Here is a 14,634-nt window from a genome sequence, read left to right as displayed (position 1 = left end):
CCATGGCAGTCAGCGCCAACCGACTTGAATTGCTTCAGATCGCGGATGCCGTCGCTCGCGAGAAATCGATCGACCGCGGCATCGTCATCGCGGCGATGGAGGACGCCATCGCCAAGGCCGCCAGGGCACGCTACGGCAGCGAGACTGACGTTCATGCCGAGATCGACCCGAAGAAGGGCGAGCTGCGGCTGTCGCGCCACATGCTGGTGGTCGACAAGGTCGAGAACCATGCCAACCAGATCTCGCTGGTCGACGCGCAGCGCGCCAATCCCGGCGCCCAGGTCGGCGACACCATCGCCGACACCCTGCCGCCGCTGGAATATGGCCGCATCGCCGCGCAATCGGCCAAGCAGGTGATCGTGCAGAAGGTGCGTGAGGCCGAGCGTGACCGGCAGTACCAGGAATTCAAGGACCGCATCGGAGACATCGTCAACGGCGTCGTCAAGCGCGTCGAATATGGCAGCGTGATCGTCGATCTCGGCCGTGGCGAAGCCATCATCCGCCGCGACGAGATGCTGCCGCGCGAAGTGTTCCGCAACGGCGACCGCGTCCGCGCCTACATCTTCGACGTCCGCCGCGAGACGCGAGGTCCGCAGATCTTCCTCTCCCGCACCCATCCGCAGTTCATGGCGAAGCTGTTCGCGCAGGAAGTGCCGGAGATCTATGACGGCATCGTCGAGATCAAGGCGGTGGCCCGCGATCCCGGCTCGCGCGCGAAGATCGGCGTGATTTCCCGCGATTCCTCGGTCGATCCGGTCGGCGCATGCGTCGGCATGCGCGGCTCGCGCGTGCAGGCCGTGGTGAACGAGCTGCAGGGCGAGAAGATCGACATCATTCCCTGGTCGCCCGACATCGCGACCTTCGTCGTCAACGCGCTGGCGCCGGCGGAAGTGTCCAAGGTCGTCATCGACGAAGACCGCGAGCGCATCGAGGTCGTCGTGCCCGACACCAACAACCAGCTCTCACTGGCGATCGGCCGTCGCGGCCAGAACGTGCGTCTGGCCTCGCAGCTCACCGGCTGGGACATCGACATCCTGACCGAGCAGGAGGAATCGGAGCGCCGCCAGGCCGACTTCGAGAACTCCACCCGCGTCTTCATGGAATCGCTCAATGTCGACGAGGTGGTCGGCCAGTTGCTGGCGTCCGAAGGCTTCACCTCGGTCGAGGAACTCGCGATGGTGGACGTCAAGGAACTCGCCGGCATCGAAGGCTTCGACGAGGAGACCGCGCAGGAGCTGCAGAACCGCGCTCGCGAATATCTGGAGCAGCAGGAAGCCGAGCTCGAGGCCAGGCGCAAGGAGCTTGGCGTCGAGGACGCCCTCAAGGACGTGCCCGGCGTGACCTCGAAGATGCTGGTGAAGTTCGGCGAGAACGACATCAAGACCGTCGACGACCTCGCCGGCTGCGCTACCGACGATCTGGTCGGCTGGACCGAGCGCAAGGAAGGCGGCGAGCCGACCAAGCACGCCGGCGCGCTCGACGGCATCGACATCTCCCGTGACGATGCCGAAGCGATGATCATGCAGGCCCGTGTCAAGGCCGGCTGGATCACCGAGGCCGATCTCGCCAAGCCGGCCGAAGAGACCGAGGCGACCGAAGACCAGCCGGCCTAAGGCGTGTTTGGCAAAAGTGGAGACCGGCTTTGCGTAAAGATCACGCGATCTAGAAGGCCAAGGAGGATGTCGCCCGGATGCTCGCCAGCACTGACAGCGAACTCGACCATGGGCCGCGGACCGAAAGGTCCGCGACCATGCGCATGTGCGCGGTCAGCCGCGAGGTCCGGCCGATCGACGAGCTGATCCGCTTCGTCATCTCGCCTGACGGTCAAATAGTTCCCGATCTCAAGCGCAAGCTGCCCGGACGCGGCATGTGGGTCACCGCCTCACGCAAGGTGGTTGCGGAAGCCGTGCGGCGTCACCAATTCAGCAAGGCCTTCAAGCGCGATCTGCGCGTCCCTCAGACGCTTCCCACTGACATCGAGGCGCTCCTGGTTCGGAGCGTGACGGAAGCCCTTGGGATCGCCGCCAAGGCGGGCCAGGTCGTGGCCGGCTTCGGCAAGGTCGAGAGCGCCCTTCGGGAAGGAACGGTCGAGGTCCTGATCCATGCCAGCGACGGGGCCGCGGACGGAATCCGCAAATTGGACATGCTGGCGCGTCAAAATGCCGGAAATCGCGGCGCCAAGCCGCAGATTCCCGTCGTCACCGCACTGAAATCATTAGAATTGGATTTGGCACTGACCCGGTCAAATGTGATACATGCTGCCCTGCTCGCGGGCCCGGCGAGCAAGTCATTCCTGTCACGTAGCCAGATGCTGGTCCGATACCGGATGGCGGACGATGACAAGACTGCCGACAAGCCCGGCCAGGATTTCTGAGAGACAAGACGACCCGATAGGACGGTGCGGCAACGCACAACACTGACAAATCAGGATTAGGACTGCTGAATGGTTGATACCAAGACCCCTGGCGACAAGAAGCTGAGCGTTCCGAGCAAGACGCTATCGCTCAAGCCGCGCGTCGAAACGGGCACCGTGCGCCAGAGCTTCAGCCATGGCCGCAGCAAGCAGGTCGTGGTCGAGAAGCGCGGCAAGCGCCGCATTGGCGACGGCCCCGAGCCGCACGCGCCCGAGGTGACTGCAAAGCCCGCGCCGGCCGCACCCGCCGCTCCGTCGCGTCCGGCTCCGCCCGCCCCGCCCCGCAACGCCGGTTCCGGCGTGGTGCTGCGCACCCTGACCGAGGACGAGCGTTCCGCCCGCGCCAGCGCACTGGCCGATGCCAAGCTGCGCGAGATCGAGGAACGCCGCCAGGCCGAGGAAGAGGCCCAGCGTCGCGCCGCCCGCGAGGCCGCCGAACGCGCCGAGCGCGAAGCCGCCGAAGCCCGTCGCAAGGCCGAGGAAGAGCGGCATCGCCATGAGGACGAAGCCAAGCGGAAGGCCGAGACCGAGGCCAAGAAGCGCTTTGGGGAAGGCGAGCAGCCGGCCGCCGCGCGTCCCACAACCGCGGCACCGGCCGCGCCTGCGCCGCGGCCCGGCACCACGACGGCACGCCCGGGAACAACGCCGGCGCGGCCTGCAACGACGACCGCGCAGCGTCCGGGTGGCCCCGGTCGCGGCCCCGCTGTTGCGGCCGAGCCGGACGAAGACGAGGCTCCGCGCCAGGTTCGTCGCGGCCCCGGCGGCGCGATGCGTCCCGCGGCAGCCCCGAAGACCACACACAAGCCCGGCCCTCAGAAGGAACGCGGCCGCCTCACCGTCGTCACGGCGCTCAATGCCGATGACGTGCGCGAGCGCTCGATCGCCTCGTTCCGCCGCCGCACCCAGCGCCTGAAGGGCCACGCCTCGAACGAGCCGAAGGAGAAGCTGGTCCGCGAGGTGACGATCCCGGAAGCGATCACCATCCAGGAACTCGCCAACCGCATGTCCGAGCGCGCGGTCGACGTCATCCGCCTGCTGATGAAGCAGGGCGCGATGCACAAGATCACCGACGTGATCGACGCCGACACCGCCCAGCTGATCGCCGAAGAACTGGGCCACACCGTCAAGCGCGTCGCCGCATCGGACGTCGAGGAAGGCCTGTTCGACACCGTCGACGATTCCACCGATACCGAGACGCGTTCGCCTGTGGTGACCGTGATGGGCCACGTCGACCACGGCAAGACCTCGCTGCTCGACGCGCTCCGCCATGCCAACGTGGTCTCCGGCGAGGCCGGCGGCATCACCCAGCACATCGGCGCCTATCAGGTGGTGTCGCCCGAAAGCGGCAAGAAGATCACCTTCATCGACACGCCCGGCCACGCCGCGTTCACCGCGATGCGCGCTCGCGGCGCCAAGGTCACCGACATCGTCGTGCTGGTGGTCGCGGCCGATGACGGCGTCATGCCGCAGACGGTCGAAGCCATCAACCACGCCAAGGCGGCAAAGGTGCCGATCATCGTTGCCATCAACAAGATCGACAAGCCCGACGCCAAGCCCGAGCGCGTGCGCACCGAACTGCTCCAGCACGAGGTGCAGGTGGAGTCCTTCGGCGGCGAGGTCGTCGACGTCGAGGTGTCCGCCAAGAACAAGACCAATCTCGACAAGCTGCTCGAGATGATCGCGCTGCAGGCCGAAATCCTCGACCTGAAGACCAACTCGCAGCGTCCGGCCGAAGGCACCGTGATCGAGGCCAAGCTCGATCGCGGCCGCGGTCCGGTCGCCACCGTGCTGGTGCAGCGCGGCACGCTCCGTGTCGGCGACATCATCGTCGCTGGTGCCGAAATGGGCCGCGTCCGCGCGCTGATCTCCGATCAGGGCGAGACGGTGCAGGAGGCCGGTCCCTCGGTGCCGGTCGAAGTGCTCGGCTTCAACGGTCCGCCGGAGGCCGGCGATCGGCTCGCGGTGGTCGAGAACGAAGCCCGCGCCCGTCAGGTCACCAGCTACCGCGCGCACCAGAAGCGCGAGAACGCGGCAGCCTCGATCTCCGGCATGCGCGGCTCGCTCGAGCAGATGATGTCGCAATTGAAGACGGCGGGCCGCAAGGAATTCCCGCTGATCGTTAAGGCCGACGTGCAGGGCTCGCTGGAAGCGATCCTCGGCTCGCTGGAGAAGCTCGGCACCGACGAAGTCGCCGCCCGCATCCTGCATGCCGGCGTCGGCGGCATCTCGGAATCCGACGTGACGCTGGCTGAAGGCTTCAACGCCGCGATCATCGGCTTCTCGGTTCGTGCCAACAAGGAAGCCGCTGCGGCCGCCAAGCGCAACGGCATCGAGATCCGCTACTACAACATCATCTACGACCTCGTGGACGACGTGAAGAAGGCGATGAGCGGTCTGCTCGCGCCGACCTTGCGCGAAACCATGCTGGGCAATGCCGAGATCCTGGAGATCTTCAACATCTCCAAGGTCGGCAAGGTCGCCGGCTGCCGCGTCACCGACGGCACCGTGGAACGCGGCGCCAATGTGCGCCTGATCCGCGACAACGTCGTCGTGCATGAAGGCAAGCTGTCGACGCTGAAACGCTTCAAGGACGAAGTGAAGGAAGTCCAGTCCGGTCAGGAATGCGGCATGGCCTTCGAGAACTACCACGACATGCGCGCAGGCGATGTCATCGAGTGCTATCGCGTGGAGACGATCCAGCGCTCCCTGTAAGTCCAAATCTTACCGAAGCGTTCGGATTTTTTTGAACTGAGATTGCGGGAGTGCGATGGCCGGATTTTTCCGGCCATCCACCCCACTTCGTTTCAACGGGACAAATGACAATGCCCGTGTCCCAGGCACGGGCATGACGAGGTGATTTTCGACAAATGCCACGGCATCATCAGAAGAAGAGTTCCGCGCCCGGCGGCTCGCAGCGTCAGTTGCGCGTCGGCGAGCAGGTTCGCCACGCGATGGCCGATATTCTGGCGCAAGGCAATGTGCATGATGCGGATCTCGAAGGTCACATCATCACCGTGCCGGAGGTACGGATGTCGCCCGACCTGAAGCTCGCGACGGTCTACGTGATGCCGCTCGGTGGCCGCGACACCGAGGTCGTGATCGCTGCGCTCGAGCGCAACAAGAAATTCCTGCGCGGCGAAGTCGCGCGGCGCGTTAACCTGAAATTTGCACCTGACATTCGCTTCCGCGTCGATGAGCGATTCGACGAGGCGGAACGGATCGAGAAGCTTTTGCGAACACCTGCGGTGCAGAAGGACCTGGAACAGGATCCGGCTTCGGATCGGGAAGAAGAGCAATGACGATGAACCCGGCTCACGGCACGATCGGCGGCAATGATGCCGATCAGCGCGACGTGCAGAAAAATAATTTTGCGGATCTGGAGAGCGATGCCCGGCCGCATCAGGAGCCGCGCCGCGTCAACAACGATCCGCGTGCCAAGCAGAAGGGCAACCAGGTTCGCCGCGACCGGCGCGACGTCCATGGCTGGGTCGTGCTCGACAAGCCGATCGGCATGACCTCGACACAGGCGGTCGCCGTGCTCAAGCGCCTGTTCAACGCCAAGCGGGCCGGGCACGCCGGCACGCTCGATCCGCTCGCCTCCGGCGGGCTGCCGATCGCGCTCGGTGAGGCCACCAAGACCGTTCCCTTCGTCATGGACGGCCGCAAGCGCTATCAGTTCACGGTATGCTGGGGCGAGGAGCGCGACACCGACGATATCGAGGGCCGGGTGACCGCGACCTCCGACCAGCGCCCGACGCGGGAGGCGATCCTGGCCCTGCTGCCTCGCTTCACCGGGGTGATCGAGCAGATCCCACCGCGCTATTCCGCGATCAAGGTCCAAGGCGAGCGCGCCTATGACCTCGCCCGCGACGGGGAAGTCGTGGAACTGGCGCCCCGCCCGGTCGAGATTCACCATTTAACCCTTGTAGATCAACCGGATAATGACCGGGCCGTGTTCGAGGCCGAATGCGGCAAGGGCACCTATGTCCGGGCGCTGGCCCGCGACATGGGCCGGCTTCTCGGCACCTATGGCCATATCTGCGCGCTCAGGCGGACCCTGGTCGGTCCATTTGGCGAGAACGACATGATTCCGCTGGATCAGTTGGAGGCTTTGTGCCATAGAGCCGCGTCCGGCGAGGGCAGCCTCGCCGACGCGCTTTTGCCCGTTGAGACCGCGCTGGACGACATCCCGGCACTGGCCGTCACTCGGGCTGATGCGGCAAGGCTCCATCGGGGCCAGGCCGTTTTGTTGCGCGGACGGGATGCGCCCACTTGTAGCGGCACAGTCTATGTCACGGTGGCAGGCCGTCTTTTGGCGCTTGCCGAAGTCGGCAATGGCGAAATCATCCCCAAGCGTGTGTTCAACCTGACCGGCCTGACTGCCAGCCCCGGTCGCAACGAGAGAAATTGACGATGTCGATTGCCGCAGAACGCAAAGCGGAAGTCATCAAGACGAATGCCACCAAGGCCGGCGACACCGGCTCGCCCGAGGTTCAGGTCGCGATCCTGTCGGAACGCATCAACAACCTCACCAACCATTTCAAGACCCACGTGAAGGACAACCATTCGCGTCGCGGCCTCTTGAAGCTGGTCTCGACCCGCCGCTCGCTCCTCGACTACCTGAAGAAGAAGGACGAGGCGCGGTACAAGGCGCTGCTCGAGAAGCACAACATTCGTCGTTAACGGTTCCTGCGCGCGCCACCGGCGCGCGTTTTTGCGCGTGGTTTCGAACGAAAGCGCTTCCTTAAAGTTTTTGATCGAGGCTGCGTGCGCGTCGGATGCGGGTCGTTGAGGATTCGCATCCGGGCATGAAGAGCGAAGACCGCGATTCGGTGTTCGCGTTCGTGCCGACTGACAGTCCAGCAGCAATCCGGCGGCTGGGCACAACGGGCAAGGCGCCCGTATGACCGAAAGGATGGACGCCATCCGACATCCAAAGACCATGGCAGGATCGCAGGACGCTGATAATCCGCTCCGATCAGCGCCCCGCAATCTTGCGCATGGTTTTTGTTTTTCGAGAGCCGTCCCTTCTTTCGAGAACCCATGAAAGAAGACCTCCATGTTCAATAAGCATTCAGTCGAGATCGACTGGGGCGGACGCCCACTCAAGCTCGAAACCGGCAAGATCGCCCGCCAGGCCGACGGCGCCGTCGTCGCCACCTATGGCGAGACCGTGGTCCTCGCCACCGTCGTTGCGGCCAAGGCGCCGCGCGAAGGCGTCGACTTCCTGCCGCTGACCGTCGACTACCAGGAGAAGGCCTACGCTGCGGGACGCATTCCCGGCGGCTATTTCAAGCGCGAGGGCCGTCCGACCGAGAAGGAGACGCTGGTCTCCCGCCTGATCGACCGTCCGATCCGCCCGCTGTTCGTCGACGGCTGGCGCAACGAGACCCAGGTGATCGTCACCGTGCTGTCGCACGACATGGAGAACGATCCTGATGTCGTGGCGATGGTTGCGGCCTCCGCCGCCCTGACGCTGTCCGGCGTGCCCTTCAAGGGGCCGATCGGCGCGGCCCGTGTCGGCTTCGCCAATGACGAATTCGTCCTCAACCCGACGCTCGACGAGATGGTCGACACCCAGCTCGACCTCGTCGTCGCCGGCACCGCCGACGCCGTGCTGATGGTCGAATCGGAGGCCAAGGAGCTCAACGAAGACGTGATGCTCGGCGCCGTGATGTTCGGTCACCGCCACTTCCAGCCGGTCATCAACGCCATCATCGAGCTCGCCGAGAAGGCCGCGAAGGAGCCGCGCGAAGTCACCGCGATCGACAATTCGGCGCTCGAGAAGGAAATGCTCGGCCTGATCGAGCAGGAGCTGCGCGCCGCCTATGCGATCCCGATCAAGCAGGAGCGTTATGCCGCCGTCGGCGTCGCCAAGGAAAAGGTGATGGCCCACTACTTCCCGGAGGGCCAGGAGCCGAAATACGACAAGCTCCGTGTCGCCGGCGTGTTCAAGGAGCTGGAAGCCAAGATCGTTCGCTGGAATATCCTCGACACCGGCAAGCGCATCGACGGCCGCGACGTCAAGACCGTGCGCAACATCATCGCCGAGGTCGGCGTGCTGCCCCGCGCCCATGGCTCGGCGCTGTTCACCCGCGGCGAGACCCAGGCGATGGTCGTGACCACGCTCGGCACCGGCGAGGATGAGCAGTATATCGACGCGCTGTCGGGGACGTACAAGGAGACGTTCCTGCTGCACTACAACTTCCCGCCCTATTCGGTCGGCGAGACCGGCCGCCTCGGCGGCACCAAGCGCCGCGAGATCGGCCACGGCAAGCTGGCCTGGCGCGCGATCCATCCGGTGCTGCCGCCGCACCATGAATTCCCCTACACGGTGCGCGTGGTCTCGGAGATCACCGAGTCCAACGGCTCCTCCTCGATGGCCTCGGTCTGCGGCGCCTCGCTGGCGCTGATGGATGCGGGCGTGCCGTTGAAGCGGCCGACCGCGGGCATTGCGATGGGCCTGATCCTCGAAGACAAGCGCTTCGCGGTTCTCTCGGACATCCTTGGTGACGAGGATCATCTCGGCGACATGGACTTCAAGGTGGCCGGCACCGAACAGGGCATCACCTCGCTCCAGATGGACATCAAGATCGAGGGCATCACCGAAGAGATCATGCGCGTCGCCCTTGGCCAGGCCAAGGAAGGCCGCATCCACATCCTCGGCGAGATGGCCAAGGCCCTGAACGCGGCCCGCGCCGAGCTCGGCGAATACGCGCCGCGCATCGAGAGCTTCAAGATCCCGACCGACAAGATCCGCGAAGTGATCGGCACCGGCGGCAAGGTGATCCGTGAGATCGTCGAGAAGACCGGCGCCAAGGTCAACATCGAGGACGACGGCACCGTGAAGGTCGCCTCCAGCGACGGCGAGGCGATGAAGGCCGCGATCAAGTGGATCAAGTCGATCGCGTCCGAGCCGGAAGTCGGCCAGATCTACGACGGCACCGTCGTCAAGGTGATGGAGTTCGGCGCCTTCGTGAACTTCTTCGGCTCCAAGGACGGCCTCGTCCACATCAGCCAGCTCGCGGCCAATCGCGTGCAGAAGACCTCCGACGTCGTCAAGGAAGGCGACAAGGTCAAGGTCAAGCTGCTCGGCTTCGACGACCGCGGCAAGACCCGCCTGTCGATGAAGGTGGTCGACCAGACCACCGGCGAAGACCTCGAGGCCAAGGAGAAGGCCGCAGAGGGCGAGAAGGCCCCGCGCGAAGCGGCGGGCGAGTAAATCTCGCTAGGGTCCGGAAAAACGAAGGGCGGCCGAAAGGCCGCCCTTTTTGTTTGTGGCTTCGATCGGGCAGCGCGCTGATCTTCACCTCTCCCCAGCGGGGAGAGGTGAATCGGCCTCACGCCGCGATGTCGTACCGGTCGAGGTTCATCACCTTGGTCCAGGCCTTGGCGAAGTCCTTGACGAACTTCTCCTTGGAGTCCGAGGTCGCATAGACCTCGGCGAAGGCGCGGAGCTGGGAGTGTGCGCCGAAGATCAGATCGACGCGCGTGCCGGTCCACTTCACCGCATTGGTCTTGCGGTCGCGTCCCTCGTAGCTGCCGTCGGCGACGGGCGTCCACTGCGTGCTCATGTCGAGCAGGTTGACGAAGAAGTCGTTGCTCAGCGTTCCCACCTTCGCGGTGAGCACGCCGTGCTTCGAACCGTTCGCGTTGGCGCCGAGCACACGCAGGCCGCCGACCAGCACCGTCATCTCGGGGCCGGTGAGCCTCAAGAGCTGCGCGCGATCGACGAGGGCTTCTTCCTGCTGCAGGAACTGATGCTTCTTGCCGACATAGTTGCGGAAGCCATCGGCGCGCGGCTCCAGCGGTGCGAACGAGGCCGCATCCGTCTGCTCCTGCGAGGCATCCATGCGGCCCGGCGTGAAGCCGACCTTCACGTCGACGCCGGCATCCTTGGCGGCCTTCTCGACCGCGGCGGTGCCGCCGAGCACGATCAGGTCCGCGAGCGAGACCTTCTTCGCACCTGACGATGCGTTGAACTCCTTCTGGATGGCTTCGAGTTTGCCGAGCACCTTCGAGAGCTGAGCCGGCTGATTCACCTCCCAGTCCTTCTGCGGGGCAAGCCGGATGCGCGCGCCATTGGCGCCGCCGCGCTTGTCCGAGCCGCGGAACGTCGAGGCCGACGCCCAGGCGGTCGAGACCAGCTCCGGCACCGAGAGTCCCGAAGCGAGGATCTTCGTCTTCAGCGAGGCGATATCCTGCTCGCTGACCAGCTCGTGGTTCACGGCCGGAATCGGATCCTGCCAGATCAGCGTCTCCTTCGGCACCAGCGGGCCGAGATAGCGCTGGATCGGTCCCATGTCGCGGTGGGTCAGCTTGAACCAGGCGCGGGCGAAGGCGTCCGCGAACTGATCCGGGTTCTCGAGGAAACGACGCGAGATCTTCTCATAGGCTGGATCAAAGCGCAGCGAGAGGTCCGTCGTCAGCATCGTCGGCCGATGCTTCTTCGATTTGTCGAAGGGGTCGGGAATGATCGCCTCGGCGCCCTTGGCCACCCACTGGTTCGCACCGCCCGGGCTCTTGGTCAGCTCCCATTCGTACTTGAACAGGTTCTCGAAGAAGTTGTTGCTCCACTTCGTCGGGGTCTGCGTCCAGGTCACCTCGAGGCCGCTGGTGATGGCATCGCCGGCGATGCCCGACGCGTGCTTGCTCTTCCAGCCGAGGCCCTGATCCTCGAGCGCGCCCGCTTCCGGCTCCGGGCCGACCAGCGAGGGATCGCCCGCGCCATGGGTCTTGCCGAAGGTGTGGCCACCGGCGATCAGCGCGACGGTTTCCTCGTCGTTCATCGCCATGCGGAAGAAGGTCTCGCGGATATCCTTGGCCGCAGCGATCGGATCCGGCTTGCCGTTCGGGCCTTCCGGATTGACGTAGATCAGGCCCATCTGCACCGCGCCGAGCGGCTCGGCGAGCTGGCGCTCACCGCTGTAGCGTTCATCGCCGAGCCAGGTGCCTTCGGGGCCCCAATAGAGCTCTTCCGGCTCCCAGACGTCGGCGCGGCCGCCCGCAAAGCCAAAGGTCTTGAAGCCCATCGATTCCAGCGCGACGTTGCCGGCCAGCACCATCAGATCGGCCCAGGAGATCTTGCGGCCATATTTCTGCTTGATCGGCCAAAGCAAACGGCGCGCCTTGTCGAGGTTGGCGTTGTCGGGCCAGCTGTTGAGCGGCGCGAAGCGCTGCTGACCGGCGCCGGCGCCGCCGCGACCATCGGTGATGCGGTAGGTGCCCGCGCTGTGCCAGGCCATGCGGATCATGAGGCCGCCATAATGACCGAAGTCGGCGGGCCACCATTCCTGCGAATCCGTCATCAGAGCGGTCAGGTCCTTGATGACCGCGTTCAGGTCGAGCGATTTGAATTCCTTGGCGTAGTCGAATTCCTTGCCCATCGGGTCGGACAGGTCGGAATTCTTGTGCAGCATCTCGATGCTGAGCTGGGTTGGCCACCAGTCGCGGTTCACGCGCGTGGGTTTTCCGCCCGAAAACGGGCACTTCGAAGTGTCATCCATGATTACCTCCTCTGGTGGCGTCCGACGGCGCCATTTGACCAGGTAGAGCCACTCTAAGCGCCAGGTCCTATCAGGTGAAGTTGACTTTAATGATCGCTGCGATAGGATTTTCTGATGATGAATCTGACGCTGCGCCAGCTCCGCTATTTCGATGCGCTGGCCCGTCACGGCCATTTCGGCCGCGCGGCCGAGGCCTGCTCGATCTCGCAGCCGGCTCTGTCGATGCAAATCAAGGAACTGGAGGAGACGCTCGGCGGCCTGCTGCTGGAGCGCAGCGCACGGCAAGTGGCGCTGACCCGTTTCGGCGAGGAGCTCGCTCAGCGGGTCCGCGACATCCTGCGCTCGGTCGACGAGCTCGGCGATTTCGCGCGGGCGTCCCAGGACCGCTTCGCCGGCCGCCTGCGCATCGGCATGATCCCGACCATCGCCCCTTACCTGCTGCCCAAGATCACCAAGAATCTCACGCGCATGCATCCGGAGCTCGACATCCGCGTGCGCGAGACCATGACGCCGCGGCTGATCCAGGAACTGGTGGAAGGCCGGCTCGACACCGCCATCGTGGCACTGCCAGTGTCGGAGCCCTCGCTCACCGAGGTCGCGCTGTTCGAGGAGAAATTTCTGCTGGTGCGGCCGGGTGCGGATGAAGGCACACCGGTGCCGTCGCGCGAGATGATGCGCGAGATGCGGCTTCTGCTGCTCGAGGAGGGGCACTGCTTCCGCGACCAGGCGCTCTCGTTCTGCAACATGCAATCGGCACCTCCGCGCGAGATGCTGGATGCGAATTCACTCTCGACGCTGGTGCAGATGGTCAGCGCCGGTATCGGCGTCACCTTGATCCCGGAGATGGCGGTGCCGGTGGAGACGCGATCGGCCTCGGTCTCGCTGGCGCGCTTCCGCGACCCCGAGCCCTCCCGTACCATCGGCATGGTCTGGCGCAAGACCAGCCCGCTGGCGCGGCAGCTGCTGCAGATTTCCGAGGTGGTGTGCCTGTCGGCCGGCAAGGTGCGCGCGCGGCAATCCGTGCGCAGCCAGCGGGTTTGAGCGGCGTATGTCGCATCCGATCATCCGCCCCGCCTGCCCAGAGGAGTATGATGAGATCGGCCGTGTCTGGATGGAGAGCTGGGTCTCGACTGGGCTTGCCGAAACGAGCGACTTCCTCCTCGCCAATTTGCGTGCCCGCATCAGGCGCGAGATCGAGAACGGCTGGAGCCTGTTCGTCGCCGACGACAACGGCACCATCGCTGCCATGCTGGCGCTGCATCTGCCCAAGCTCGATCTCGACATGCTCTTCGTTGCGCCCGCCTATCAGGGCCAATCGCTCGGCCGGCAGCTGCTCGCCTTCACGCGCACGCAGCTGCCCGACGAAATCTGCCTGCGCTGCGTCCGCGAGAACGAGAAGGCCTGGCGCTGGTACGAACGCGAAGGTTTCGTGTTCGAAAAGGAAGAGACCGAACCGTCGAACGGTTTCGTGATGAAGTATTACCGGTGGAAGAACGAAGGAAATGCCCCATGATCAAGCTCTACTGGTCGCCTCGCTCACGCTCGTTCACGACGCTCTGGCTGATGGAGGAGAGCGGCCTGCCCTATGAGCGCGTGCTGACCGACATCTCGACCGGCGCGCAGAAGGCGCCGGACTTTCTCAAGATCAACCCGATGGGAAAGGTGCCGGCGCTGACCGACGGCGATGCTGCGCTCGGCGAAGCCGCGGCGATCTGCGCTTACATTGCCGATCGCTATCCCGAGACCAAGCTCGCGCCCGCTGTGACCGATCCGCGCCGCGCGCGCTAGATGGGAGATTGGTAGGCGGGCAAAGGCGCTCTTGCGCCGTGCCCACCGTCTCTCGACGACAGTGAGGAAGAGGTGGGCACGCTTCGCTTTGCCCACTCTACGAAGGCATCCTATTCCGACACCTTCAGATCATCCGGCCTCGGCATCAGGATGACGTTGTAGCCGGAATCCACATAATGGATCTCGCCGGTCACGCCGCCGGAGAGATCCGACAACAGATACAGCGCCGAGCCGCCGAGGTCGTCCAGCGTGACGCCGCGGCGGAGCGGCGCGTGCTTCTGCATGAAGGCGAACATCGCCCGCGCCTCGCCGATGCCGGAGCCGGCAAGTGTGCGGATGGGGCCTGCGGAGATCGCGTTGACGCGGATGCCGCGCGGGCCGAAATCGGCGGCGAGATAGCGCACGGAGGCTTCCAGCGCCGCCTTGGCCACGCCCATCACGTTGTAGTTCGGCATCGCGCGTTCCGAGGCGCCGAACGTCAGCGTGATCATGCTGCCGCCTTCGGTCATCAGCTCGGCGGCGCGCTTTGCGACTTCCGTGAACGAAAAGCAGGAGATCACCATGGTGCGCGAAAAATTCTCGCGGCTGGTATCGGCGTAGCGGCCCTTGAGCTCGTTCTTGTCGGCAAAGCCGATCGCATGGATGATGAAGTCGAGCTTGCCCCATTTTTCGCGTAACGCAGCGAAGGTGGCATCGACGCTGGAAATGTCCTCGACGTCGCAAGGCAGCACCAGATCCACGCCAAGCGATTCAGCCAGCGGCTTGACGCGCTTGCCGAGGGCCTCGCCCTGGAAGGTAAAAGCGAGCTCGGCGCCGTGGGCATGCAGCGTCTTCGCCATACCCCAGGCGATCGAATGATCATTGGCGATGCCCATGACCAGACCGCGCTTGCCTTTCATCAATCCTTCCATTGCGAAACTACTCTCC

General features: G+C 64.8%; 11 protein-coding genes and 1 pseudogene. 10 read left to right on the top strand and 2 right to left on the bottom strand.

Annotated features, from left to right (window positions below):
- The first annotated feature begins 2 nt into the window (after positions 1-2).
- From nusA to pnp, 7 genes are all read left to right on the top strand, one after another.
- Complete coding sequence (gene nusA / locus P6U28_RS32720) at positions 3-1,613, top strand: transcription termination factor NusA (RefSeq protein WP_122400138.1); 1,611 nt, start codon at positions 3-5, stop codon at positions 1,611-1,613.
- Between the two features lie 77 nt (positions 1,614-1,690).
- Positions 1,691-2,374: an RNA-binding protein gene (locus P6U28_RS32715; protein ID WP_122400139.1), complete on the top strand. Its 684-nt coding sequence runs from the start codon at positions 1,691-1,693 to the stop codon at positions 2,372-2,374.
- Positions 2,375-2,443: 69 nt separating this feature from the next.
- The gene (gene infB / locus P6U28_RS32710; RefSeq protein ID WP_122400140.1) at positions 2,444-5,125 is read left to right on the top strand and encodes a translation initiation factor IF-2; all 2,682 of its coding nucleotides are present in this window, start codon (positions 2,444-2,446) and stop codon (positions 5,123-5,125) included.
- Between the two features lie 155 nt (positions 5,126-5,280).
- On the top strand, positions 5,281-5,712 hold the full coding sequence (rbfA, locus tag P6U28_RS32705) for a 30S ribosome-binding factor RbfA (RefSeq protein WP_122400141.1): 432 nt from the start codon (positions 5,281-5,283) through the stop codon (positions 5,710-5,712).
- Entirely contained in the window at positions 5,709-6,824 is a 1,116-nt protein-coding gene (gene truB, locus P6U28_RS32700) for a tRNA pseudouridine(55) synthase TruB (RefSeq protein ID WP_162500041.1), read from the top strand. Before rbfA ends, truB begins: the two co-directional genes overlap by 4 nt.
- Positions 6,825-6,826: 2 nt before the next feature.
- Positions 6,827-7,096 (top strand): 30S ribosomal protein S15, encoded by a 270-nt coding sequence (rpsO, locus tag P6U28_RS32695; protein WP_008540131.1) that lies wholly within the window; start codon positions 6,827-6,829, stop codon positions 7,094-7,096.
- Positions 7,097-7,472: 376 nt separating this feature from the next.
- Complete coding sequence (pnp, locus tag P6U28_RS32690) at positions 7,473-9,635, top strand: polyribonucleotide nucleotidyltransferase (protein WP_129142352.1); 2,163 nt, start codon at positions 7,473-7,475, stop codon at positions 9,633-9,635.
- Between the two features lie 118 nt (positions 9,636-9,753).
- On the opposite strand, the gene katG is transcribed toward pnp, so the two are convergent.
- Positions 9,754-11,919 carry a catalase/peroxidase HPI gene (katG, locus tag P6U28_RS32685; protein ID WP_162500042.1) on the bottom strand — a complete coding sequence of 722 codons (2,166 nt, stop codon included), beginning with the start codon at positions 11,917-11,919 and terminating at the stop codon, positions 9,754-9,756.
- Positions 11,920-12,033: 114 nt separating this feature from the next.
- Between katG and P6U28_RS32680 the strand changes: the two genes are divergently transcribed.
- The 3 genes and pseudogenes from P6U28_RS32680 to P6U28_RS32670 form a co-directional block, all read left to right on the top strand.
- The gene (locus P6U28_RS32680; protein WP_122406298.1) at positions 12,034-12,960 is read left to right on the top strand and encodes a hydrogen peroxide-inducible genes activator; all 927 of its coding nucleotides are present in this window, start codon (positions 12,034-12,036) and stop codon (positions 12,958-12,960) included.
- 7 nt (positions 12,961-12,967) lie between these two features.
- Positions 12,968-13,432 (top strand): GNAT family N-acetyltransferase, encoded by a 465-nt coding sequence (locus P6U28_RS32675; RefSeq protein ID WP_122400143.1) that lies wholly within the window; start codon positions 12,968-12,970, stop codon positions 13,430-13,432.
- Positions 13,429-13,704 (top strand): annotated as a pseudogene (locus P6U28_RS32670) (glutathione S-transferase N-terminal domain-containing protein); the annotation flags it as partial. The gene P6U28_RS32675 and the pseudogene P6U28_RS32670, both read left to right, overlap by 4 nt.
- 113 nt (positions 13,705-13,817) lie before the next feature.
- On the opposite strand, the gene fabI reads toward P6U28_RS32670, so the two are convergent.
- Positions 13,818-14,618, bottom strand: coding sequence for an enoyl-ACP reductase FabI (gene fabI, locus P6U28_RS32665; RefSeq protein ID WP_122400144.1), 801 nt, complete (start codon positions 14,616-14,618; stop codon positions 13,818-13,820).
- Positions 14,619-14,634: the final 16 nt, after the last annotated feature.

The sequence above is a fragment of the Bradyrhizobium sp. STM 3561 genome, from assembly GCF_045571455.1.
Lineage (GTDB): Bacteria > Pseudomonadota > Alphaproteobacteria > Rhizobiales > Xanthobacteraceae > Bradyrhizobium > Bradyrhizobium vignae.
This window is presented reverse-complemented; position numbering and strand designations above follow the sequence as displayed.